The following is a 24,283-nucleotide window of genomic DNA, read 5'->3' as shown; positions in this document are numbered from 1 at the left end:
CGACTGACTGTGTCGCTGCCTGCGGTCAAAACTGACTGTGCCCGGTGGACCCTGGTCCTCCAGGGCCGGACGCCGCACCCGGTACCGAACCAATTCGACGGGGTGGGCGGAAGAGCCAGTCGAAAACCCCCGTCCGCGAACTCTCAGTGGCCGCGGCCATGAGGACTCGCCCATCTGGTCCGCGATGGCAGACTAGACAGGTCCTGAACCAGCGGGACCACAGGAAAGGCTCACTGTATGACGATCATCGCCGCCGCCGACGGTTCGGCTCTGGGCAATCCCGGCCCCGCCGGATGGGCCTGGTTCGTCAACGATTCCTGTTGGGCCGCCGGCGGCTGGAAGCACGCCACCAACAATCAGGGCGAACTGAAGGCCGTGCTCGAACTGTTCCGGGCCACCGCGCACCTCGACGACGACCTTCTCGTGCTGTGCGACAGCCAGTATGTGATCAACTCCATCACCAAGTGGATGCGCGGTTGGAAGGCCAAGGGCTGGCGCAAGGCGGATGGCAAGCCCGTGATGAACCTGGATCTGCTCCAGGAGCTCGACGAAGCTCTGGCCGGACGCCGCTACCGGTTCGAATGGGTCAAGGGCCACGCTAACCACCCGCTCAACGAGGCCGCGGACAGCCGGGCCCGAGCCGTGTCAGAGGCGTACCAGCGGAACGCGCCGATCAACGCCGGCCCCGGCTGGGTGCGGGGGGGCGATGCCGCACCGGTTCGGCGCCCCGCGCTGACCTCGGCCACGAAGGTACGGGCCGTCGCTTCGCCTGCCGCCACCCCGAAGCTCCCGGCCGGCCCGTCGCATCCGGAGCTGTTCGCGTTCGACGATCCGGATGCCTCCCACACCGTGTCTCTGCAACTCTCCGCCGACGAGCACGCCCGTCTGACCGATCGTGCCGCCAGGCTCGGCGTCAGCGTCGGAGAACTTCTTCACGGGCTTATCTGACCTCGGTCTGCTTCACCGCGTTCTTCGACGCGGTCTTCGCCGCGTTCTTCGGCGGCAGAAGGGTGTTCGCCTCGTCGAGGGACATGCCATTGGTCTCCGGGATCTTGGTCAGCACGAACACGAATGACAGCGCCGCGAACAGCGCATACAGGCCGTAGGTCAACGGCAGCGAGACTGCCGCCAGTGTCGGGAACGTGACGGCGATCAGGAAGTTCGCGATCCACTGGGCCGCTGCGGCGATACCGAGCGCCTTCACCCGGATGGTGTTCGGGAACATCTCGCCGAGCAGCACCCAGACCACCGGGCCCCAGGACGCACCGAAGAAGACCACGAACACATTGGCCGCAACCAGGGCGATCCCACCCCACGCACCGGGCAGGCTGATCTCGCCGCCCACAGTGACCGCCTGGCTGAAGGCGATCGCCATCGTGGCCAGCGACAGCGTCATGCCGATGGAACCGGTCATCAGGATCGGCCGACGTCCGATCCGGTCGATCAGGGCGATGGCGATGAAGGTGACCGCGATGTTGGTCAGGCCGGTGAACACCGAGATGGTGAGCGAGCTCGACTCCTCGAAGCCGACCGCCTTCCACAGGGTGGTCGAGTAGAAGAAGATCACGTTGATGCCGACGAACTGCTGGAACATCGACAAGAGGATGCCGATCCAGACGATCGGGCGCAGGCCGAAGGCCTTGCCACGCAGTGACCCGGTACGCTGACCCAGCGTGTCGGCCTTGATCGAGGCACGGATGTCGCGGATCTCGCGGTCCACATCGCCGTTGGGCCACACCTTCTGGAAGACCGCGCGGGCCTCCGTCTCACGGTCTTTCAGCACCAGGAACCGAGGGGACTCCGGGAGGATCTTCGCGATCACGAAGTACACGGCGGCGGGCAGCGCGCAGGCCAGGAACATCCAGCGCCAGGCGTCGATCCCGAACAGGGAGGGCTCACCCGCGCCTCCCGCGGTGTTGGCGAACAGGGCGTCGGATAGCAGAGCAGAGAAAATACCGATCGTGATGGCGAGTTGCTGGAGCGATCCGAGGCGTCCCCGAATCGCTCGCGGTGAGATCTCGGCGATGTACGCCGGCGCCACCACGGATGCGAGCCCGATGCCGAGACCGCCGACGATGCGCCAGAGCACGAGGTCGTAGATGCTGAAGGCGAAGGCGGAACCGACCGAACTGACGAAGAACATGATCGAGCCCAGAAGCATCACCGGAATTCGACCGTATCGATCGCCGACCCGGCCGCCCAGGTAGGCCCCGGCTGCGGCGCCCAGTAGCGCGCTCGCGACCGCGAAGCCGGTGAGGGTCGCCGTGAGCGCGTACTCGTCTTGAATGGCATTCACCGCGCCGTTGATCACGGACGCGTCGAACCCGAAAAGAAACCCGCCGAAGGCTCCCGCCACTGCCAGCGCAATGACCTTTCCGTTCGTGGATGGTTTCTCAGTCTGGGTCATCGTCAGGGCCTCTGTCCTTTTTGTTGAACAATCCGAAAAGACTACGCCCCAACGAAGGGGTGCCGAACCTCGGCGGAACCTGCGCCCGCCATCTCCCTGTGCTATCCATAACTCATGACGCGATTCCTCGGAGTTGACCTGGCCTGGGCCGAAGGCAGCACGTCGAAACCGGCCAATGAATCCGGCCTGGCTTGCATCGACGAGAGCGGCCGGGTGCTCGACGCCGGCTGGGCCCGCGGCACGGATGCTGTGATGCGCTGGATCGACTCCCTGTGGGAACCCGGCGCCGTGCTGGCGGTTGACGCGCCCCTGGTGGTGAACAACCCCACCGGTATGCGCCTGTGCGAGCGGGAAACCGGCAGTCGCTACGGCCGCTGGCATGTCTCCGCGAACGCGTCGAACCTCGGCCGCCCCTGGGCCGGCGGGGTGACGATCCGCCGCCGATTGGAAGCCTCCGGCTGGACCTACACCGACGGCCTCGCGCCGATGGATAAGACCACCCCCAGCTTCTTCGAGTGCTACCCCTACACGACGCTCGTGGGTGCGGCGGAGTTCGGCTACCTCGACAAGCGACCCCGCTACAAGCGCATGGGCACCTCTCTTCCGCCGGACGAACGCCGGACTGCGCGGGCCATGGTCTGCGATGACCTCATCCAGCGGATCTGGGGGCTCACCCGAGCGTCGCCGCCGCTCGACCTGGGCTCCCATCCCGTCTCGGACGCCCTGGTGACGGAGCATTCACCGTTGGTCGACCGAGCCTACAAACACCGGGAGGACCTGATCGACGCCCTGCTCTGCGCCTGGACGGCCTCGCTCTGGTGGCACCGGGGCACGGAGCGCTGCCAGGTTCTCGGCGCCCGGGACAACGTGTCGGAGCTCGGTCACCGACCGACCATCATCGCGCCGGCCCGGCCGGAGCAGCGCCGCGGCGACGAAGGGGCGCGGCTCGTCACCGCACCGGGTACCAGCGCGTCCTGACCCGCTCGGTCACCTGCCACGACACCGGCTCCACGTGGGTGCGGGCCGCGACGAGCACTCGGTCGCCGACCCGGAGGGCCATCGCGGCGTCATCCGCCGTGAAGCGCACGATCGCGCGCGGAGAACCGGCCACCACGGCAAGATCGGATGCCTCCACGGTCGTCAGCTCCGCGGCGGCGGCCGTCAGATGCGGCAGGACGGAGTCCGGGGCGATGCCCGAATGGAGAGCACCGATGATCAGGGTGATACGGAAAGACGGCATCCAGTCAGCGTAGGCGGGTGCGAACGAACAGGTGTCTACCGGTCTCAGGTGTTTCCCGACGTCCCGACAGAACCGACGACCCGACGACCCGACGACCCGACGATTCGACGGAATCGAGGCCCACCATGATCTGGCGCGGCCCTCTTCTAGCACTGCAGGCGTTCCTGACACTCACCTCCCGGTCGGGAGGTCTAACTCTGCAACTCGGGCTGGACGTGCTCAGTCCCCGGTGGCCGACGCGGAATCCGGCTCCGGCTCCGGCTCCTGCCCCGGCCCCGGCCCCGGAAAGCGCACCTCGACCCGGGTCCGGTCCGCCAGCTCGTCCCCGGCCGGATGAGTCAACTCAATGATCACGACGCTCGGTGACTGGCCGAGCAGGTCGAGGATGGATCCGATCTCCAACCCGGAGTAGGGGTCGTCGACATCGAGCACCTCCGGCCGCATCCCGAACAGAGGGTCGGACTCGGCGATCATCAGCACGGCGCCGCGGTGTTCGGCCTGTTCGAAGATGCGGCCGAGGTTGTCCTCGGTGGCGGCAGCGCTGGCTCCCACGACCTCGTTCAGGGGCACCGTCACGAGAGGCTTGCCCAGTTCGTTCGCGACGGATGCCGCGGCCTCGGCCTTCGCCACGGCATCCGCTCCCGTGAACACGGCGAGCGCACCTGCCCCGGCCAGCTTCACGACATCACGGACGGTTCCGACCACTGCCGTGCGCTCGGCTGCGTCCAGGGTGAACGAGGCCATCACGCCGAAGGACAGTCGCAGCGGTGCATTGGATGCCAGCCAGAGGGAGGTCAGCACCTCGTTGGTCAGCGGCGAGGGTGAGAGCCAGACCTGCAGGTTGTCTGCCGAGCCGATCGGGACGTTCAGCACGGGATGGCGTTCGATGGCGGCCCGCGCTGCACCGAAGGCACGGTGGCTGCCGGCATCCGTGTCGACGTCGTCGCCGGGAAAAGCACTCACCAGGTAGTGCAGCTCCGAAATCACTCGGCTGGGTCCCCTCTGGGTCTCCTCCCGATAACTGATCAGGCTGTCGTAGTAGAGGAACAGGTTGATGGAGGGGCCGATGACACCGGTGCGGGGTGCGCCGAGCACGTAGGCCGTGACCTGCAGCCCGATCGGCGGAGAAGACAGCAGTCGTTGGAGCGCGACGGTCGTCGAGGCGATGGCCTGGCCGTAGTTGGTGAGCGACGACATAGGGACCCCGGCTTCTGAGAGCTTCTGGATGCGAAAGTGAGCAGACAGTGCCACGGTACTCCGGCTCACCAACCAGGTCGAGGAGTTCGGCTGCACCACGGCGGAACCGGCCCGGTGCCCATCCCGCGGATGCCGTAGCCTGCTTCGATAGATGTGTTCCTCGCGATGTCCGCCTCAGTGAAGGAGTTCCATGGACTACTCGGCAACGATCGTGGCCCAGACCCACGTCACCAAGCCCGACGCACTGCGGCTGATCGCGGAGGCGGCCGGGTCGACCGTGCGAAATGCCGGGACGGCGCATCCGTTCGTGCCCCTCGTCGGCGGCGGTCGCGTCGAAGTGGAGATCCCCAAGTTCGGCGAGGGCCCGCCGCTCGCGATCGATGTCTTCAACCCCCACGGGGCCGAGCAGGCTCGGGCTTCGGCACTGTCATTGCAGGCTGCCCTCGCCAGCGTGACCGATTGGCCGACCGAGGTCAGGTAGCCGCGTGCGCGGCAACCCGCCCAGATAGACCCCCACCCGCCGCTGGACTCCTCCCCCCTTCCCGACGCGGATCAAGCCCCAGCAAACCTCGATGCGACGACCGCGTCCCGATGACGCGCTCCCGAGGTCTCCCTCCCGCCTGCCATCCGCGGCCAGACCCCTGCACGCCTCGCGGCGCACCTTATAAGGTCGGCGCAGGTTGGATCCTGCGCCGGCTTCCACGACCCGCGCCGCCCTGTGCCTGGACTCAAGCTCTGACTGACCTACAGCACCACACACTTGCGCGGCAGCTCGCTCAGGGGAAGTCGAGGGCTGCTCGGGTTACAGGTCACCTGCTGAGAAGTTTGACTCTAACGGTGTCGTGGTTGACCTACGGGCCGCGACGGACTCACGAGGCGCCCCGCGGGCGACGCTCACCACTCGGTGCGTGCACGCTCCTGCTCGACGACCTCTTCCCGGTCGACCAGGCGGCGCAGTCCGGCGAGCGGTTGCGCCATACGGTGATTGCCCCGGATGCGTGGCTCCACCCGGTCGAGGAAGGCCCAGTACCCGGCGGTGAACGGGCATGCGTCCTCGCCCAGGCGTTTCTTCGGGTTGAACGTGCACGCGCCACAGAAGTCGCTCATCTTCGAGATGTAGGCGCCCCCGGAGGCATACGGCTTCGTGGCGACGATCCCGCCGTCGGCGTGCTGGGACATCCCGACCACATTGGCGGGCATCACCCATGGGGCGCCGTCGACGAAGGAGTTCGTGAACCACTCGGTGAGCTCGGCCGGTTGGTAACCGCGCTGCAGCGCCCAGTTGCCGAGCACCATCAGCCGCTGAATGTGGTGCGCATAGCCCGTGCGGCGCACCTCGTCGAGCACATGGCTGAGGCACTTCGCCCGCACGGAACTGCCATCGAGCTCAAGGAACTCCCGCGGCAGGGCCACCCGCGCCTCGAGGTGGTTGCTGCGCCGCACGTAGTCCTCACCCAGGTGCCAGTACAGGTGCCAGACCCAGTCCCGCCAGCCCATGATTTGGCGCACCACGGCCTCCACGCTCTGCAGTGGGGCTCCCCCGGTCTCGTACGCGGCGACTACGGCGTCGATCACCTCCCGCGGATGCAGCAGCCCCAAATTAAGGGGAACGCTCAGCCTGGCGTGGGCCATCGTCTCATCCCCGAGCAGCGAGGCATCCTCGAAGGGGCCGAAGTCGCTCAAACGCGTCTCGACGAAATCGGCGAGCGCCACAAGCGCTTCCGCCCGGGTGGCGGCGAACCGGCGGGGTCCGTCTTCGCCGATCAGTCGAATGCGCCCCTCGGCCTGCCACCGGTCGAGGTCGGCGCGCACCTGCTCGTCGATGTCGTCCTCCACCGGATGGAAGGGGTCCGGCAGCCCCAGGCCCACCGCTCCCTTCGGCGGCGGCTGACGGTTGTCGTGGTCGAAGTTGAACCGGCCGCCCTCGGGATCGGGCCCGCGCATGAGCAGCCCGGTTTCCGTGCGTGCACGGCGATAGAACTGATCCATGATCAGCCGGGACGGCGGTCTCCCCGCGGCCCAGACGGCGAAGTCGGCCTCACTGGTCACGAAGCCGCGGCTGGGTAGCACCCGCGCGCCGAGCTCGTGAACCAGCGCGCGGGAACCCCACGAGGTGGGGTTGACCACCTCGAGGTCCCGGCCGGCCAGCACATCCCGGTAGTGCTCGGCGCGCAGGTACTCGACCCGATCACCGAGCTCCCTGGCCCGGTGCCTGAGGGCGCTGAGAATGAGGTGCGCCTTGGCGCGATGGTAGGGGCGCCGACCGAGAACGCCGACGGACTCCACCATCAGGATCGGTCCGCCGTCGTCGAAATGCGGGCCGAGCTGGTCGGCGAACAGAAAGCGAGGCACTGCCATGGCTTCGAGTTTAGATGCTTTGCCGCACGCAAGGTTCGAGGCCGATGCCCAGCCGCGACGGGTTAGCCTCGGACCATGGGCAGGTTCGTGGACAGTTGGCGGTCGCATCTTCTGGTGACCTTTTCGGGGAACGGGTCTGGTCGCCCGCAGTGGGTCGAAAAAATCGAACAGGGCGACGATATCGGCTTCTTCGGTCCGGGCTCCGCCTCCTGGGCCGTGCATGGTGGGATGGCGACGATGGTCGCCGGCATCCGTGCCCTGCTCATGCAGACCCTTCATCCCGGCGCGATGGCCGGCGTGCACGATTGGTCGCGCTATCGGGAAGACCCGCTCGGACGGCTCTCCGGCACCATTCAGTGGCTCGTCACCGTGACCTTCGCCGACACGACCCTGGCCGAGCACGAGTCGTCCCGCGTGGGGCGCTTCCACGACCGGGTCACCGGCACCTACCGCGACGCCCACGGTATCGAGCGCCCCTATGCCGCCGGGGACCCCGAACTGCTCGCCTGGGTGCACATCGTTTTCACCGACGCCTTCCTGGCCTCGCACACACTCTGGGGCGACCCTATCCCCGGCGGGGCCGATAGCTACGTGCGCGAATGGGCCAAGGCCGGAGAACTCGTCGGCGTGCACAATCCGCCGCGCTCCGCGTCCGAACTGCAGGCACAGCTGGATGCGTTCAAGGATGCCGGCATCCTCAAGAGCGACGAACGCGTGGCCGAGGCGGTGCGCTTCATTCGCAATCCTCCGCTCCGGCCCGCCATGATGCCCTTCTACCGGGTCATGTTCGCCGGCGCCGTCGCCTCGATCCCCCGCGAATACCGCGAGCTGCTCGGCCTGCGGCGCTCCCTGCTCCCGGTGGTCTGGGGCACCGGAGCCGTTCTCCGCCTGGTGCGCCTGCTCCTTGGCCGGTCGTCGACCTCAGAGGATGCCGCCCGGGCCCGTATCGCGCGTCTCTCCGCCGAGAACCCCGCCTAGACTGCACGGATGCCTCCGCGCCCTGACCTCTCGCGTACGGGCGCGACTCGCACTCGCCGCTTCCCCTTCCGACTGCTGGTGATCGGGCTGGCTGCCCTCGTTCTGACCTCACTGGGAATCTTCGCAGCCGTCAACCCCGACCTCTCGGAGACCGACGGGGACGTGCAGGTGACCCGCCCCACTGACCGCCCCCTGCGCGTGCTGTTCGTGGGCGATTCGATCAGCTACGGCCTCAACGCGGAACTGCAAGACCTGGGCTTCCGTCCGCTGATGGTCGATGCGCTCGCAGAGGGCGGCCCGGTTCAGGAATTCCACAAGAATCGGGCCGGTGCCACCACCCGCACGGTATCCAGGCTGGTCGATGTGCCGGAGAACCTCGACCTGGCCGTGGTCGAGCTGGGCACCAACGACGTGCTCGACCAGACCGCGCCCGACGAGTTCGCGCTCAGCTACCGGTCACTCCTGGACCGCGTGCACACCGAATCTCCGGGCGTCCCCCTCGTCTGCGTTGGCACCTGGGGCAGCGCGGATGAGACCGACGCGTACAACGACATCATCGACCACGAGTGCGCCCGAGAAGGCGGCGCCTTCGTCAGCCTCTACGACCTCTATCTGATCGAGGCCAATCGCGGCCCCGCCGGACGGGATGTCTTCGGCGGCACGAGCGATCGTTTCCACCCCAATGACGCAGGCTACCGAGCGATTGCCGAGCACCTTCTGGGCCGCATCAGCATACGCTGAACTGTTTTGCATATCGCGGGGTGAAAGTACACCCCCTTGATGATTTCCTCTCTGTGAGGAAACCTCCAAGCATGAGACAAAACGACTGGGTACTCACCGTCCACTGCCGGGAGTGCGGGATCGGCGGCACAGCCCAAGTCGGAACCGACCGGCGCATCGTCTGGCCGGTGATCGTGCACGAGGGCGACTGCGAACTCGCCGATGACAAGGACCTCGTGGAGTCCCGCTCCGGGCATCCCGTGCATGGGGTCCGCCAGTCGGCTTACGCGCTGTGACGCCCCGCGGCACCCCGAACGAGTTCGACGACGGCCAGCCACGTGCGGCCTGCCGTTAGACCTCCGAGGCGAAGAACGCGCCGATCGCCTTCCGGAGAGCGACCGGGTCGCTCACGTGGCACAATTCGCGGGCGGAATGCATCGAGAGCAGCGGGATACCCACGTCGACCGTGCGGATGCCGAGCCGCGTGGCGGTCAGCGGGCCGATTGTGGAGCCGCACGGCACCGTGTTGTTCGACACGAATTCCTGGTATTCCACGCCGGCCTGCGCGCAGGTTCGGGCCCAGAGGGCCGCACCCGCCGCATCCGTCGCGTAGCGCTGAGTGGCGTTGATTTTCAGCAGCGGGCCGCCCCCGGCGACGACCATGTTCGCCGGGTCGTGCTTCTCCGGGTAGTTCGGGTGCACCGAGTGACCCGCGTCGGCCGACACGCACCACGAGCCGGCGTAGGCGCGCAGGCGATCACTGACGGATGCCCCGAGTCCTACCCCGATCCGGGTCAGGATATCGCCCAGCAGCGGCCCGCTCGCACCCGTTCGGGTCTCGGAACCGAGTTCCTCGTGATCGAAGGCCGCGAGCACCAGGATCTGACCGGCCGGTGCCGGGGCTCCGATCAGGGCGACCAGGCCGGCGTGCACCGAGGAGAGATTGTCCATGCGCCCCGCGGCGAAGAGTTCGCGGCCGAGGCCGAACCGGGCCGGATTGGCCGTGTCGGCCGTGAGGATGTCGTAGCCGGCGACCTCCTCTCCCGCCAGCCCGGCCAGGCCCGCCAGATGCCCGACCAGGTCGGCCTGACTCGTTTCCCCCACCCCGAACACCGGGGTCAGGTGCCGCTGACGATCGAGAGTGAGGCCGGCGTTGGCGTCCCGGTCCAGGTGGATGGCCAGCTGCGGGATGCGGCAGAACGGGCCCGTGCGCACGAGGTGTTCGGTGCCGTCGATGGTGGTGAGGCGGCCGGCGAGTTCGAGTTCGCGGTCGAGCCAGGAGTTGAGCAGAGGACCGCCGTAGACCTCGATCCCGGCCTGCAGCCAGCCGTGGGCGCCGATGGTCGGCTTCGGCTTCAGCTTGAAACCGGGCGAATCGGTGTGCGCCCCCAGAATGCGAAACGGTGTCGTCGGGCCGGCCCCGTCCGGCTGCACCCAGGCGACGACCGCGCCGTCGCGCACGAGGTAGCGCCGTCCGGGCGCACCGGACCACTCCTCGGTTTCGCTCACCCGGTCGAAGCCGGCGGTGTCCAGGCGTCGGGCAACCTCCGCGGCAGCGTGGTACGACGACGGGGAGGCGGTGATGAACTCGGCGAAATCGTCGATGTAGTCCGGTGTGGATGTCATGGGTCATATCCAACCACCCTGCGTACTATGTCCACATTCAGGGCCGAGCAGTCACGGCCAGGCATTCACGGCCCAGAGGAGCGCCCATGAACCAGCCGAACCAGCCGAGCCAGCCGCCGCACCCGGCCCGCGCCGCCTTCGACGCCGTGATCTTCGACCTCGACGGCGTGGTCACCGACACGGCCGCCGTGCACGCCCGGGCGTGGAAGGCCCTGTTCGACGAGGCACTGCCGGGGCTGACGAAGTCGCCGGTGCCTTCGTTCGAAATCGAGAGCGACTACCGGCGGTACGTCGACGGGCGGGCGCGGGAGGACGGCATCCGTGCGTTCCTGGCCTCGCGCGGGATCGAACCGACGCATGGCCGGGCGACCATCGACGCTCTCGCCGGCCGCAAGCAGGAGCTGTTCACCCGCGAGCTCGCCGTCGGCGGCGTGCAGGCGTTCCCCGGCACGCTGGAGCTGCTGCGCCGGTTGAAAGAGCAGGGGCTGCCGGTGGCCCTCGTGACAGCGAGCCGCAACAGCGCCGCCGTGCTGACCGCGGCGCGCCTTACGGGCCTATTCGACGTCACGGTCGACGGCACCGACGCCGTGCGGATGCGCCTGGCCGGCAAACCCGACCCGGCCCTGTTCCTCGAGGCGGCCCGGCGACTGCACGTGACGCCGGACCGCACAGTGGTCGTCGAAGACTCCGAGGCCGGGGTGCAGGCCGCGGCGCGCGGCGGATTCGCCCTGGTCATCGGCATGGAGCGTACGGGCGACAGCCGGCTGCGCTCGGCCGGCGCCGATCTCGTGCTCACCGACCTCGCCGACCTGGACCTGGCCGGCCTGGACCCCGCTCTGACCGGGAAGAACCGCGGCTGGGCCGGAGGCGAGACCGGCAGCGACCCGTGGTTGCTGCGCTACATCGGCTATGACCCCGCGACCGAGGGGCTGCGGGAGGCGCTCTGCACACTCGGAAACGGCTACTGGGGCACTCGCGGCGCGGCGGCCGAGTCCACCGACGACGGCGTGCACTACCCCGGAACCTACCTCGCCGGCGTCTACAACCGGGTGCAGACGACCCTCGGCGAGCGCACCGTCGAAGACGAGCACCTGGTCAACGCCCCCAACTGGCTGCCGCTGGGATTCAGGGTGGCCGACGGGGACTGGTTCGACGTCGGCCACACCGAGCTGGTCACCTATCTGCAGGAGCTGGACCTGCGGCGCGGCGTGCTGACCCGGGTCATCCGTTTGCGCGACGAGGCGGGGCGCACCACCCGGGTGACCTCCCGGCGGTTCGTGTCCCAGGCCGCCCCGCATGTGGCCGTGCTCGACACCACGTTCGAGGCGGAGGACTGGACCGGCCCGGTGACCGTGCGCTCGGCCCTCGAGGGCCGGGTCTTCAACCGCAATGTTGCCGCCGACCGGCTTCTCACCAACGCTCACCTGATTCCCCACACCGGCACGCAAATCGACGCCGAGACCGTGCTGCTCGAGATGGAGACCACGCAGTCCGGCATCCACATCGCCCTGGCGGCCCGCACCCGGGTGCGGAGGGACGAGCAGCCGGTCGAGCCCCCGCGGCACCTGCTCACCGACGACGCCGGCTGGGTGGCGCACGAGTTCACCCTGGATCTGGAGCCGGGGCATCCGGTCAGGGTGGAGAAGACGGTCGTCGTCACCACCTCCCGCGACCGGGCCATCGCCTCGCCGGCCCGGGCGGTGGCCATCTGGTTGCGGCGCCTGCCGCACCCGGCGGACCTGTTGGAGGCGCACGAACGGGCCTGGCAGGTGCTCTGGGACGAGTTCGCGGTGGGCATGCGCGCGAGCGATCACCAGTCGCTCGCGCTCAACCTGAACACCTTCCACGTGCTGCAGACGGTGGCGGCCGTCGACGCCGACCTCGACGCGAGCATGCCGGCCCGAGGGCTGCACGGCGAGGGGTACCGCGGGCACGTCTTCTGGGACGAGCTGTTCGTCTACCCGATTCTCACCCTGCGCCGCCCCGACCTGAGCCGCGCCCTGCTCGGCTACCGGTACCGGCGCCTGGGCGAGGCCCGCGCGGCCGCACGGGGCATCGGCCGCGAGGGCGCGATGTTCCCCTGGCAGAGCGGCATCGACGGGCGTGAGGAGACCCCGACGAACCTCTTCAACCCGCTGAACCAGCAGTGGATGCCCGACAATTCCCAGAACCAGCGACATGTGGGCCTCGCCGTGGCCTACAGCGTCTGGGAGTATTACCAGTCCACCGGCAACACCGAATTCCTGATTCAGCAGGGTGCCGAAATGCTGCTCGAAGTGGCTCGTTTCTTCGCCAGCCTGGCCCGCTACGACGAGGTGGACGACCGCTACGACATTGACGGGGTGATGGGGCCGGACGAGTTCCACGACGGTTACCCCGGGGCGTCGGGCCACGGCCTCCGCAACAACGCGTACACGAACGTGATGACCGCGTGGGTACTGCACCGCGCGGTCGACACCGTGGCTCTGTTGCAGAACCGGTACTGCGGGCCCCTCTGGAACCGGCTGCGACTGCGGCCGGACGAGGTCGACCAGTGGGCCCGGATCAGCCTGCGGCTGCGGGTGCCGTTCCACGCCGACGGCGTGATCAGCCAGTTCGAGGGCTACGAGGGCCTGCCCGAGTTCGACTGGGACGCCTACCGGGCCCGGTATCCCTCGATCGCCCGCCTCGACTTGATCCTCAACGCTGAGGGCGACAGCACGAACAACTACCGGCTCTCCAAGCAGGCCGATGTGCTCATGCTGCTCTACCTGCTCTCCGCCGAGGAGCTGCGCGAACTGCTTGAGACCATGGGCTACGAACTGCCGCCGGAGGCGATTGTGCGAACGGTCGAGTTCTACTCGGCACGCTCCACGCACGGCTCCACGCTCAGCAACGTGGTGCACTCCTGGCTGGACGCCCGGCGCGACCGGGAACGGTCGTGGGACTATCTGACCCGGGCCCTCGACAGCGACCTTGGCGACATCCTCGGCGGCTCCACCCACGAGGGCATCCACCTCGGCGCGATGGCCGGATCGATCGACATGGTCGTGCGCTGCTACACCGGGCTGGAGATCCGGGAGAACATGCTCTGGCTGCATCCCGTGCTGCCGAAGGAGCTCGCGGAGGTCACCTTCGCCATCAACTACCGGGAACAGCCGATCCGGCTGAAGCTGACTCCCGGCAACGTGCGCCTGCAGCTGCGGGCAGGCGGCGCCGCTCCGATCCGGGTACGGGTCGAGGGCAAAGAGGCCGTGCTTGCGCCCGGCGAGACCCGCGATTTCCCGCTCGGTTAGCGTCGGTTGTCCCGGACTCCTGAAACCACTATCCCTGTGGGCCAAGGCCGCTCGGGGCAGCCTCGGGGTTGGCGAAGGCGGCCAGCAATTCCCCGATGCGGTGGCCACGATCCAGAGGGTGGCGAAGCGGCATTCCCGTGTTGAGGCGATAGATGTTGCGCCGTCCCTCCCGTTCGCGCTCGAGATAACCGGCGTCTTCGAGTTCGGTGACGATGCGTTGAGCCGCCCTCTCCGTGATGCCCACCTGGGCCGCGACGTCGCGCAATCGCACATTCGGGTTCTCCGCCACGCACAACAGCACGTGCGCGTGATTGGTTAAAAACGTCCACTGCGCCATTCTCCTATTCTCACCCAACTGACCATTGTTTCCTCACACGTGAATCCCGACACTCGATGCGTGCTATGTTTTTCGTGTTTTATGAATCGTGAGAGAAGGAGCAGCTTTGAACGAGAATGCGACGGTGGCAATGGTCCTGGCGGGGCCGTGGGTTGCCGTGCTCGCCTCAGCGATCGCCGGGCGTCTCGGCCGGAGCGGTGATCTGGTCGCTCGCATTGCCGCGGCGGTCGTCGGTCTGGGGTTCGTCTTTACGGCAGCCGTCGCCATTGCCGTGTCGACCCTGTGGACGGGTTCAATCCAGGTGGGCTTCGGGGAGACAAGCCTGCAACTCGATGCCCTGGCACTGATCATGTCGATGCTCGTTCTGGGGCTGTCCTCCCTCATTCAGGGGTTCGCCGTGCGCTACCTGCGCGGGGATCCTCGTCAGGTCTGGTTCGTGGTGACCGCGAACCCGCTCACCGGGTTCACCGTGCTGATGGTGTGTGCAGGGTCCGTGGCCCTGTTCGCGTGCGCCTGGGTCGGCGCCGGCGCCGCACTTGTGCTGCTTCTGGCCACCTACTGGCCGCTGGCACAGGCGCGGGAGGGTGTGTGGCGCACCGCGGTTCGCTTTGGTGCCGCCGACACCGCGTTCCTCCTCGCGGTGGCAGTGCTGCTCGTTGGTGCCGGCGGGGACGTGTCCTTCGATCAGCTCGGCGCCGGTGCGTCCGGCCTGAGCGCGCCGGCCCAGCTCACCCTCGCGGTAATGTTGGTCCTCGCCGCCCTGGCCCGATCCAGCCAGATCCCATTCCAGGGCTGGTTGCCGTTCACTCTCGGCGCCCCGACACCGGTCTCTGCGCTGTTGCATGCCGGGGTGGTCAACGCGGGCGCCATCCTGCTTCTGCGGTTCGCGCCGGCGATCGCCCCTCACCGGTCCGTGATGATCGTCGTCTGCGTGGTGGGCGCGGCCACCCTGGTGTTCGCGTCGGCGGTGCGCCTGGCACGCCCGGACGTGAAGGGCCGACTGGTATTCTCCACGATGGCGCAGATGGGGTTCATGATCATGGCCTGCGGGTTGGGCCTGTTCGCGGCTGCAATCTTCCACCTGGTTGCCCACTCCCTGTACAAATCGACACTCTTCCTCGGCGCGGGAACCGGAGTGCGACAGCACGCCACCGACCGCGACCTTCCCACCCGCACAGCCCCGTCGCGCCTGGTGGCGGGCCTCGCGGTGGCCATCTCCGTGACCGTAACGGTTGCCGTACTCGTGGCAGCCAAACTGGTGCTCTCCCCCGCCGTGTCGCCCTCCAGCATCGGCCTGTTGGCGTTCGTCGCCCTGACCGCCGGCGTCACCCTGGCCGTGGCACTGGCAACCCACTTCTCGATCCGCACGATGGTGGTCGGCACCACGGTGACGGCGGCCGTCGGAATCGGCTACGTAGCCTTCCTGCACCTGTTCACGGGAGCACTGCAACCCGGGGTGCCGGTCCAGGGGGCCCCTGGCTGGCTGCTCGTTCTGCCCGCGGTCGGCCTGATCGCCGTCGAGCTGCTGGCTCGAAGCAGCACCGGTGCGGTCTGGCTGCGCGATCGTGTCTACACGTCCGCACTTGCCGCCTCCCTGCCCCGTAACCCCATCAGAACTGGAGCACCCCTGTGAGTCTGATCCTACGCGCGCAGGTCGCTGCCGCCGCCCACGACATCGTTCCGGCCTGGCCGTTGGACTCCTTCATCGCCGTGAACCCGCTGGCCGGCCGCGAATCTTACCCATTCGAAACCGAAACAACCGCGGAGGCGGCAACCACCCGCCCCGGGAGCGCCTACCTGGCTGACTATCAGCGCGGTCGAATCACCCGTGATGACATCGACGCAGCACTCCTCGAACGTATCCCCCAGCTGGCCGACCGACGCTTGCGGATCGGCACCGCAGCCGTGTCCGCGGTCCGGGTTGCCGAACTCGATATGCGCCTGGTCGCAGCCGCACCTGCCCCCGAACCGGTTGCGGTGGCGGAGCTGACGTGGCTCGATGAATACCTGGCCGTCTGGGTTGCCGGCTATCTGTGTCCGGACCCGGCGTGGCCCATGCCACACCATGCCGACGGGTTCTACCGGGCCTGGCGAACCCTGGCCTGCCTCGATCCGTCCCTCCCCCGCACGGTTCGGCGCACCCTCACCACACTTTTGCCCGAACCGGACGCGGCGCTGGCGCACGCCCTGCAACGCCTCGGCATCACGGCGGCCGACGTCCCACGTGCCCTTCGGACCGCACTCGGGCACCTGCCCGGGTGGGTCGGGCACATCAAATGGCGGGCCGAGAAGGTCGGCGACATCGACCTGACCTCGTACCTGGCCGTCCGATTCACGGTCCAGGTTGCGCTCGGAATTACCCCAGCAGCCGACCAGACAACACAGACGGCACAGCGCGACCACACCACGCTGACCTCGGCACCGTTCTGGTTGCGGGCCGAACGGGTTGCGCAGGCGCTTACCGCCGCACGGCCGAGCCGCGAGGACGTCGCCGCGGTCGCTCGGGTTCTGTCCACCCATCCGATAACCGACCAGCGGTACACCTGGCAGAAAGCCTACGAACTGAACTACCGCACCGCCCTGATCGGGGCACTCCGCTCCACCGTCGAGACCCGGGACGGCCGCAACGTGCAGTTGGTGATGTGCATCGACCCCCGGTCCGAGGGGTTGCGCCGCCACCTCGAAGAAAGCTCCTCCGTCGAGACGTTCGGTTTCGCCGGCTTCTTCGGCGTCCCCATCCGGTTCGCCCGCTACCAGGCGCGCGGAGCAATCGACTCGCTCCCGGCACTGCTGAGCGCGCGCCACCACATCACCGAGATCCCCGTCGACCACGAACAAGCACACAGAGTCGTTGCCGCTGGAAAATTCCGAGACGCCCTGCGGCATGCCGTGCATACGGCGGACTCGACAGCGGCGACACCGTTCGCGTTCGCGGAAACGGCAGGATGGTTCTACGGCGGCATCAGCATCCTGCGCACCCTCACCCCGCGCATCCACGCACGGATCGTGCGCGCCCTCTCCCTCTCGCCCCGGGACCTGCGCAGTGACGTGACGATCGCGGACGCGTTCACGCTGGACGAGCGAGCCACGTTGGCCGAAACGGCCTTGCGGATGATGGGCCTGTCCCAGTTCGCCCCGCTGGTCGTTTTGGCAGGTCACGGCTCCGAATCGGAGAACAACCTCTACCAGTCCGCACTGGACTGCGGCGCGTGCGGCGGTAATCCGGGGCACGCCAACGCCCGCGCCGCCGCCGCCATCTTCAACGACCCAGAGGTGCGACTGCTGCTCGCCGACCGCGGGCTGCCGATTCCCTTCGACACGTTCTTCGTGGCCGCCGAACACAACACCGTCAGCGACATGGTCACCGTGCTCGACCGCCACCTGATCCCCGACAGCCACACGAGTTCGGCAGACCGCTTCGAGCAGCTTCAGCGCACCGCGGCGGACAAATTGGTGACCGAACGCGCCCGGCACCTACCGGGAGCATCACCCCGGCATTCCCCGGCACGACTGCGCGGACGTGCCCACGACTGGGCTGAGGTGTATCCAGAGCTCGGGTTGGCGGGAAACGCCACCATGATCATCGGACCCCGCGATATAACCAGGAACGTTGATTTGGGCCGGCGGGTGTTCCTGCACTCCTACCGCACCGAACTGGATCCCACCGGGGCCGCCCTGGAGACGATCATGACCGCCCCCCTCGTCGTGGCGCAGTGGATCAACCACCAGTACTACTTCACAGCCCTGAACCCCGACACTCTCGGCGCAGGAACGAAAACCATCCACAACGCCATCGGCACACTCGGCGTGATCTCGGGCCACAGCGGCGACCTCCGCCGCGGCCTGCCGTGGCAATCCGTGGGTCTGGGCACGGAGCTGTTCCATGAGCCGATGCGCCTCACCGTCGTTGTCGAAGCACCGCTGGCCCGCATCGGAGAGATCATCTCGCGCAACCAAGTCCTGCGAGATCTTTTCGACAATGACTGGATCACCCTCACCGCACGAGATCACCCCGCTGCCCTCTGGCACCGCTATACCGCCTACGGCTTCACAGCGACCGCAACCGCTACTCCCGCCGCCACTGCCACCCCGATGGAAGGACCACACACATGAACAATCTCACCAAGATGACCCGACTGGAGATCGTCGTGCCTGCGCGCGACGCCCCCGCCATCCGCGAGCTGGTTTCCTCCGCCGGCGCCACCGGGTACACCTCCGTCTCCGGTGTCTCCGGCATCGGACACCACGGACAACACTCTGGATCCCTGCTCTTCAACGAGTACGACACCCTCACCATGCTCATCACCGTGTTGCCCCCCGACAAAGCCGACGAACTCATCAACGCCGTGCGCGAGCTGCTGAACACCTCCAGCGGCGTCATGTTCGTCGCCGAGACCTACGTCTCAAGGCCCGACTACTTCCAATGACTTCCTCCCACGCCTACTATGCTGGGCGCCTGATCACCTTCGCCACCATGCACGGCAAGGAGCACCTCGCCCAACAGGCATTCCGCGACATTCTCGGCGCGACAGTCAGCGCTGCGGGGGGCCTGAACACTGACCAGTTCGGGACCTTCGCCGGCGATATCCCACGCACCCTCAGCCCCCGCTCGGCAGCCCGCGCCAAAGCGCGACTGGGTATGCAGATCGCCGACACCACTCTTGGACTTGCCTCCGAAGGCAGCTTCAGCTCCGGATTCGGTCCTCTCGTTGAAAACACGGAGATTCTCCTGTTCATCGACAAAACCCTGGGGTTGGAACTCGTCGAGGGCGCCGTGAATATCTCCGCGCTGCCTGGAGGCAGACGCGTCGACAACGCCGACAGCGCTCTCGCGTTCGCGTCAGCCGCGGGATTCCCCGAACAGGGAGTGATCGTGCAGAGCACAAACGATAATCACCTGACTGTCTACAAGAACTTCACGCAACTCAGCGACCTCGAGGAAACCGTCGACATGCTTCTGACGGACCAGTCCACCGTCACGATTCTGCCGGACTACCGAGCGCACAAATCGCCAGCGCGGGCAGAGACGATTCGCAGGCTGAGTTATCAGATGGCTCGTCGCCTCGCTACACCCTGCTCCCTGTGTCAAGCACCTGGGTTCGGTCAGGTAGACATCGAACGCGGCGTTCCCTGTTCCGACTGTAGATCAGCGACCGCATTGATCGCCGCGGACCTCCACGGCTGCGGACGCTGTACCCACAGGACCCGGATACCGCGTGGCCAGGCCACCGCCGACCCGCAATGGTGCGACTATTGCAACCCGTAGCGAGGTCAGGCGTTATTCGTGCTCCCCGTCGGCCTCATGCATGGTGGTCCGCGGCGCGCCTCAGACCTCGGACTGCAGGGCCGCCCGGGCGAACGCGGCCCCACCGGGCGTGACGATCCAGCGCGTGTAACTGCTGGTGCCGGCATCGAACACACCGAGTCGGCGCAGCAAGCGCCACTTCGGCAGCACCAGGTTGAACGCCGCGTCACTGGAGAGCGGGGCACCGTCGGCCCGCACCCAACCGATGGTCTCCAAACTGAGGGCCAGCAGCTGTTTGAACAGCTCGGCCTCGTCAAAACCCCGCCGCGCGATGAGTAGGAGCAGCAGCCTGGTGGCGTCGGACTCGGCCGGGTCGCGGCTCTGGTGCGCGGTTCTGGCCAGATGCCACCACAGATCGCGCGGCGCCTCGACGAGCGCCCGGCCGCGACTGGTCTGCAGCAGCATCCCCTTGCTCACTCGGAGCAGGCCCACGCTGCGCAGGTGTGCGCGCAACTCCAGCAGAGGCAGGAAGTGGCTCTCCCGGCTGGCCGTGACGGGCCAGCCCCAGTCGAGCTGGGTCGAGGCTTCCACGACCACCGCGGGCGGGAGGTAGCCGGCCTGGGTCAGACGGATACCGTGCTCACCGACGCGGCGCAGCATCCACTGCACGGGCGCCACCATGCGCTCCATCGCCCGCACCGGCAGCAGAATGGAGTCGGTCACCCGTGCCTCCGCGAGCACCAGGCGGAACCCGGCGACGGAGTCGGGGTGCATGCGTGTTTCGAGTTCCTGGACGACCTTCACGGTGCGAGCATAGCGAGGTGTGGCCGCGGAGCCTGATGCGACCGATCGTGTCGGGCATCCGCTCTGCCGTAGCCTTGGATCATGGCCAGAGACATTGCAACCACCACCACAGTCGACCTCGCCGAGATGCTCGCTTTCGTGCGCCCGAGGCACCGGATGCTGCTGGCCACCACCCGCACCGACGGCCGCCCGCAGATCTCGCCCGTGACCGGCGGGGTCGACCCCTCCGGCCGAATCGTGATCTCCTCCTATCCTGCCCGGGCGAAAACCCGCAACGCGGAGCGAAATGTGCTTGCCTCCGTACTGGTGCTCTCGGAAGACTGGGACGGCGGCTGGATCCAGGTCGACGGCGACGCCGAGGTGCTGCACATGCCCGAGGCCGGCGACGGGCTGGTCGAGTACTTCCGCTGCATCTCCGGCGAGCACTCCGACTGGGCCGAGTACCGGGCGGCGATGGCGCTTCAGGACAAGTCCCTGATCCGCATCACCCCCAGCCGGTGGAGCCCGATCGGCACGGGCGGCTTCCCGGCCGACGTCGCCGCCCGGTTCGACGCACTGTAGCCGCGCTCGCAGGATCGGCGTCGCGGCGCACCCTGGGGAAGCAGGCGCACGTTCGTCCGTGCGCCCGCTTCCATAACCTGCGCCGCGAGGCCTGGCGCCCGGCGCGCTGTCACCAGCATCTGCGAAGCTGGACGGATGACCGACACCCGCGCCGCCGCCCTCGAGATTCTGCGCAACCTGGTCGGGCGTGACGACGCCGACTTCCACGAGGGACAGTTCGAGGCGATCGAGACCCTCGTCGACCAGCGCCGACGGGCCCTGGTCGTGCAACGCACCGGGTGGGGCAAGTCGGCCGTCTACTTCGTCGCCACGCTGCTGCTGCGCCGCCAGGGAGCCGGCCCCACCATCCTGGTGTCGCCGCTGCTCGCCCTGATGCGCGACCAGGTGGCCGCGGCAGCCCGGGCCGGGGTGCGCGCCGTGTCGATCAACTCCTCCAACCCGCACGAGTGGGCAGAGGTGCAGCAGCAGCTGATCGACGACGAGGTCGATGTGCTGCTGGTGTCGCCGGAGCGACTCAACAACCCGAAGTTCCGCGACGAGCAGCTCCCCGCGCTCCTCGCCCGGGTGGGCCTGCTCGTCGTCGACGAGGCCCACTGCATCTCCGACTGGGGCCACGATTTCCGGCCCGACTATCGGCGCCTGCGCGACCTGATCGCCCAGATGCCCGCCGGGGTGCCGGTGCTGGCGACCACGGCCACGGCGAACAGCCGCGTGGTGACGGATGTCGCGGCACAGCTGGTCTCGACCGGCGCGACGGTCGCGAACGGCGCAACCGGCGTGGCAGGCGCTGAGGTGGTCACCATCCGCGGCCCGCTCGCCCGGGCATCCCTGCGCCTCGGCGTACTGCGCCTGCCCGACTCGCGCACCCGGCTGGCCTGGCTGCTCAGCCACATCGACGAGCTGCCCGGTAGCGGCATCATCTACACCCTCACCGTCTCGGCGGCGGAAGACACCGCACGTCTGCTGCGGGAGGCCGGGCACCCGGTGCGCGCCTATACCGGGCAGACCGACACCGCGGAGCGGGAAGAGTCCGAGGGCATGCTCAAGCGCAACAAGGTCAAGGCCCTCGTCGCCACCAGCGCCCTGGGCATGGGGTTCGACAAGCCCGACCTCGGCTTCGTGTTGCACCTGGGTGCCCCCTCCTCCCCCGTGGCCTACTACCAGCAGGTCGGCCGCGCCGGCCGCGCCACCGAGAACGCCGACGTGCTGCTGCTGCCCGGAGTCGAAGACGAAGACATCTGGCAGTACTTCGCCACCTCCTCGATGCCCAGCCAGCACAAGGCGGAAGCCGTGATCGGGGCGCTCACGGAGCACGGATTGGCCCCGCTGTCCACACCGGCGCTCGAGGCCCGCGTCGACCTCAAGCGCAGCCCGCTCGAGCTGCTGCTGAAGGTGCTCGACGTCGACGGCGCCGTGCGCCGCGTCACCGGCGGCTGGGTGTCCACCGGCCGGCCCTGGTTCTACGACCGGGAACGCTACGAACGCATCGCCGCCGCCCGGGTGAGCGAGCAGCAGGCGATGCTCGACTACGAGCGCACCACCGGCTGCCGGATGGAATTCTTGCAGCGCGCGCTCGACGACGACACCGCGGTGGCCTGCGGCCGCTGCGACAACTGCACCACGGCCTGGTTCCCCGGCGACGTGCGGCCCGAGATGACCTCGGCCGCCGCTCGAGCCCTCGACCGGGTCGGCGTGGCTCTCGAGCCGCGCGCGCAGTGGCCCACCGGGGTGGCGAGCCTGGGCGTGAACGTGCGCGGCAACATCCCGACCGGCGAACGGATGCTGCCCGGCCGCGCCCTCGCCCGCCTCACCGATCTGGGCTGGGGCGGCCCGCTACGCGACCTGTTCGCCACCCAGTCCTCCGACGCGCCGTCCACGGATGCCCCGGCGAGCCCAGCCCTGATCCAGGCCTGCATCCGCGTGCTGGTGGAGTGGGGCTGGGACGAACGGCCGGCCGCGGTGGTGAGCGTGCCCTCGCGGCGGCATCCGTTGCTGGTCGGATCGGTGGCTCGGGCGTTCGCCGAGGCCGGCCGCCTGCCCTGGCTCGGCTCGCTCGACCTCGTGAACGGCGGCCCCACCGGCACGGCGGGCGGCAACAGCGCCTACCGGCTCTCCAACGTCTGGGACCGTTTCGCGGTGGGACCGAAGCTGGCCGCGGCCCTCGACACGGTGCAGGGCCGACCGATCCTGCTCGTCGATGACCTCGCCGACAGCCGCTGGACGCTCACGGTTGCGGGCCGCCTACTGCGTCGCCAGGGGGTGGCGGCCGTGCTGCCGTTCGCGTTGGCGTTGAAGTCCTGAGCTGCCGGAGAACTGAAGCTTTCGCCCTGACGTCAACGCAGCGCGCGCAGCTTGACCGTGCGCTGCAAGCCGACCTCGTCGGCCCGGACTCCCCCGACCGTTCCGCAGTGGGCTGACTGCATGGACAGGCGCACCAGGTCAACGCCGCGCAGCCCCGGCCAGCCCTGCACCAGGTGGCGCCAGGTTGTTGGCACAGCTTCCAGCCCCCAGCGGGCGGCGGTCAGCGCGCCAGCGACACCTGCTACGGCGTCGGTGTCGCCGCCGCCGCGCGCCGCGACTTCGATGGCGCGACGCACCTGGCCGGCATCCGTTCCCCGGGCGTACGTGATCGCCGACCAGGCAGCCTGCAGGGTCTGCACGACCCAGCCGTTACCCGGGAAATCCGCGGGCCGTTCACGCTCGGCATCGTCGAACCGGGTAGACCAGTCCGCGCGGCGCTCGCTCGTCAGGGCGGACAGGCCCACCCGAATGTCGAGTTCGCCCTCGAGCACGGCGTGCCGCAAAGCGAGCCCGAACAGCACGCAGGCATCGCCTGCCTCGGTTTCACGGTGCGTCAGCTCGCTGACCAGGCGCGCGGCCTCGGCCAAGGCGACCGGATCGCCGAGGAACGCCAGCGCCACCGGCGCGGTTCTCAGGAGCGATCCGTTGCCGGCGCTGCGCCCGTTGCGATCATGCTGCTCCCTCGCCCCGCGACGCACGGAGTCGGCGTTCGGCTCGCTGCCCGAGAGCACCGCCCCCAACTGCACGCCCGCGTACGGTGCCGATTTCGCCCAGGCCACCCATTGGGCCACGACGATGTCGAGGACCGAGTCGTCTCTGAGATCCCCGCCCTCCGCCGCGGCGATCGCGAGCGGCACCGCCATGGCCGTGTAGTCGGTCCACTCGCCGGGTACCCAGTGGAAGCCGCCGCCGCCGCGCATGCTGACCGGGGTGGTTTCCGGTAGCGGCCCGGCAAACTCGTAGCCGGCCCCGAGCGCGTCCCCGCAGGCCATGCCCAGCAGCACCGCTGCTGATCGGTCGTGTTGGTCGGCAGTCAGCTTCATTGCAGGCTCCTTCGGGTCGGGCCGATTCGGGTCGGGTAAGGACCGGAGTACCTGCACATCCGAGAACGAACATCGGGTGCACGGGTCGAGCGCAGCCTATTCCGGCCCAAAATCCCCGGCAAGGCCATTGACCGGGGCCTAACCGGTGTGTGACGCGGCGCGTCACGGGAATACTTACCGGGGCGCACTCC

General features: G+C 68.3%; 21 protein-coding genes. 13 read left to right on the top strand and 8 right to left on the bottom strand.

Annotated features, from left to right (window positions below):
* The first annotated feature begins 237 nt into the window (after positions 1-237).
* Positions 238-948, top strand: a complete 711-nt coding sequence (locus tag E3O47_RS16880) for an RNase H family protein (RefSeq protein WP_134401953.1) — start codon at positions 238-240, stop codon at positions 946-948.
* Here the strand turns inward: E3O47_RS16880 and E3O47_RS14030 are convergent.
* On the bottom strand, positions 941-2,512 hold the full coding sequence (locus E3O47_RS14030; protein ID WP_255570370.1) for a sugar porter family MFS transporter: 1,572 nt from the start codon (positions 2,510-2,512) through the stop codon (positions 941-943). The two genes, E3O47_RS16880 and E3O47_RS14030, sit on opposite strands and share 8 nt — an antisense overlap.
* 9 nt (positions 2,513-2,521) lie before the next feature.
* Between E3O47_RS14030 and E3O47_RS14025 the strand changes: the two genes are divergently transcribed.
* Positions 2,522-3,385, top strand: a complete 864-nt coding sequence (locus tag E3O47_RS14025) for a DUF429 domain-containing protein (protein WP_134401952.1) — start codon at positions 2,522-2,524, stop codon at positions 3,383-3,385.
* Here the strand turns inward: E3O47_RS14025 and E3O47_RS14020 are convergent.
* Both E3O47_RS14020 and E3O47_RS14015 read right to left on the bottom strand, forming a co-directional pair.
* Positions 3,357-3,647, bottom strand: a complete 291-nt coding sequence (locus E3O47_RS14020; RefSeq protein WP_134401951.1) for a hypothetical protein — start codon at positions 3,645-3,647, stop codon at positions 3,357-3,359. The genes E3O47_RS14025 and E3O47_RS14020 overlap by 29 nt on opposite strands.
* Positions 3,648-3,866: 219 nt before the next feature.
* Positions 3,867-4,844: a Pvc16 family protein gene (locus tag E3O47_RS14015; protein WP_134401950.1), complete on the bottom strand. Its 978-nt coding sequence runs from the start codon at positions 4,842-4,844 to the stop codon at positions 3,867-3,869.
* 190 nt (positions 4,845-5,034) lie between these two features.
* On the opposite strand from E3O47_RS14015, the gene E3O47_RS14010 reads away from it, so the two are divergent.
* Positions 5,035-5,325: a hypothetical protein gene (locus E3O47_RS14010; RefSeq protein ID WP_104099644.1), complete on the top strand. Its 291-nt coding sequence runs from the start codon at positions 5,035-5,037 to the stop codon at positions 5,323-5,325.
* Positions 5,326-5,738: 413 nt separating this feature from the next.
* Here E3O47_RS14010 and E3O47_RS14005 read toward each other — a convergent pair whose 3' ends face one another.
* Positions 5,739-7,202 (bottom strand): cryptochrome/photolyase family protein, encoded by a 1,464-nt coding sequence (locus tag E3O47_RS14005; RefSeq protein WP_104099645.1) that lies wholly within the window; start codon positions 7,200-7,202, stop codon positions 5,739-5,741.
* A 75-nt stretch (positions 7,203-7,277) separates the two neighbouring features.
* Between E3O47_RS14005 and E3O47_RS14000 the strand changes: the two genes are divergently transcribed.
* The 3 genes from E3O47_RS14000 (at position 7,278) to E3O47_RS13990 (ending at position 9,196) form a co-directional block, all read left to right on the top strand.
* On the top strand, positions 7,278-8,180 hold the full coding sequence (locus tag E3O47_RS14000) for an oxygenase MpaB family protein (protein WP_134401949.1): 903 nt from the start codon (positions 7,278-7,280) through the stop codon (positions 8,178-8,180).
* Between the two features lie 9 nt (positions 8,181-8,189).
* Positions 8,190-8,921 carry an SGNH/GDSL hydrolase family protein gene (locus tag E3O47_RS13995; protein WP_134342020.1) on the top strand — a complete coding sequence of 244 codons (732 nt, stop codon included), beginning with the start codon at positions 8,190-8,192 and terminating at the stop codon, positions 8,919-8,921.
* Positions 8,922-8,992: 71 nt separating this feature from the next.
* Positions 8,993-9,196 carry a hypothetical protein gene (locus tag E3O47_RS13990; protein ID WP_104099648.1) on the top strand — a complete coding sequence of 68 codons (204 nt, stop codon included), beginning with the start codon at positions 8,993-8,995 and terminating at the stop codon, positions 9,194-9,196.
* Between the two features lie 55 nt (positions 9,197-9,251).
* Here E3O47_RS13990 and E3O47_RS13985 read toward each other — a convergent pair whose 3' ends face one another.
* Positions 9,252-10,526 (bottom strand): M18 family aminopeptidase, encoded by a 1,275-nt coding sequence (locus E3O47_RS13985; protein ID WP_134415524.1) that lies wholly within the window; start codon positions 10,524-10,526, stop codon positions 9,252-9,254.
* An 86-nt stretch (positions 10,527-10,612) separates the two neighbouring features.
* On the opposite strand from E3O47_RS13985, the gene E3O47_RS13980 reads away from it, so the two are divergent.
* Positions 10,613-13,801 carry a beta-phosphoglucomutase family hydrolase gene (locus E3O47_RS13980; RefSeq protein WP_134420950.1) on the top strand — a complete coding sequence of 1,063 codons (3,189 nt, stop codon included), beginning with the start codon at positions 10,613-10,615 and terminating at the stop codon, positions 13,799-13,801.
* Positions 13,802-13,829: 28 nt separating this feature from the next.
* Here E3O47_RS13980 and E3O47_RS13975 read toward each other — a convergent pair whose 3' ends face one another.
* Entirely contained in the window at positions 13,830-14,138 is a 309-nt protein-coding gene (locus E3O47_RS13975; protein ID WP_104099651.1) for a winged helix-turn-helix domain-containing protein, read from the bottom strand.
* 106 nt (positions 14,139-14,244) lie between these two features.
* Between E3O47_RS13975 and E3O47_RS13970 the strand changes: the two genes are divergently transcribed.
* The 4 genes from E3O47_RS13970 to E3O47_RS13955 are packed head-to-tail and all read left to right on the top strand — an operon-like array spanning position 14,245 to position 19,404.
* Complete coding sequence (locus E3O47_RS13970; protein ID WP_134420948.1) at positions 14,245-15,771, top strand: proton-conducting transporter membrane subunit; 1,527 nt, start codon at positions 14,245-14,247, stop codon at positions 15,769-15,771.
* The gene (locus E3O47_RS13965; protein WP_134420946.1) at positions 15,768-18,251 is read left to right on the top strand and encodes a DUF2309 domain-containing protein; all 2,484 of its coding nucleotides are present in this window, start codon (positions 15,768-15,770) and stop codon (positions 18,249-18,251) included. The genes E3O47_RS13970 and E3O47_RS13965 overlap by 4 nt, the downstream gene beginning before the upstream one ends.
* On the top strand, positions 18,248-18,565 hold the full coding sequence (locus tag E3O47_RS13960) for a DUF190 domain-containing protein (RefSeq protein WP_104099654.1): 318 nt from the start codon (positions 18,248-18,250) through the stop codon (positions 18,563-18,565). The genes E3O47_RS13965 and E3O47_RS13960 overlap by 4 nt, the downstream gene beginning before the upstream one ends.
* Before the next feature lie 47 nt (positions 18,566-18,612).
* The gene (locus tag E3O47_RS13955; protein WP_134420944.1) at positions 18,613-19,404 is read left to right on the top strand and encodes a DUF6671 family protein; all 792 of its coding nucleotides are present in this window, start codon (positions 18,613-18,615) and stop codon (positions 19,402-19,404) included.
* A gap of 60 nt (positions 19,405-19,464) precedes the next feature.
* On the opposite strand, the gene E3O47_RS13950 is transcribed toward E3O47_RS13955, so the two are convergent.
* Positions 19,465-20,187, bottom strand: a complete 723-nt coding sequence (locus E3O47_RS13950) for a hypothetical protein (RefSeq protein WP_104099656.1) — start codon at positions 20,185-20,187, stop codon at positions 19,465-19,467.
* Between the two features lie 81 nt (positions 20,188-20,268).
* Between E3O47_RS13950 and E3O47_RS13945 the strand changes: the two genes are divergently transcribed.
* Both E3O47_RS13945 and E3O47_RS13940 read left to right on the top strand, forming a co-directional pair.
* A complete protein-coding gene (locus E3O47_RS13945; RefSeq protein WP_134420942.1) occupies positions 20,269-20,748 on the top strand; it encodes a PPOX class F420-dependent oxidoreductase in 480 nt (159 codons plus the stop codon).
* Between the two features lie 135 nt (positions 20,749-20,883).
* Positions 20,884-23,049, top strand: coding sequence for a DEAD/DEAH box helicase (locus E3O47_RS13940; RefSeq protein WP_134375079.1), 2,166 nt, complete (start codon positions 20,884-20,886; stop codon positions 23,047-23,049).
* A gap of 32 nt (positions 23,050-23,081) precedes the next feature.
* Here the strand turns inward: E3O47_RS13940 and E3O47_RS13935 are convergent, their stop codons facing one another.
* Complete coding sequence (locus tag E3O47_RS13935; RefSeq protein ID WP_134342012.1) at positions 23,082-24,092, bottom strand: ADP-ribosylglycohydrolase family protein; 1,011 nt, start codon at positions 24,090-24,092, stop codon at positions 23,082-23,084.
* Positions 24,093-24,283: the final 191 nt, after the last annotated feature.

The organism is Cryobacterium sp. TMT2-17-1 (genome assembly GCF_004402765.1).
GTDB classification, from domain to species: Bacteria; Actinomycetota; Actinomycetes; order Actinomycetales; family Microbacteriaceae; genus Cryobacterium; species Cryobacterium sandaracinum.
This window is presented reverse-complemented; position numbering and strand designations above follow the sequence as displayed.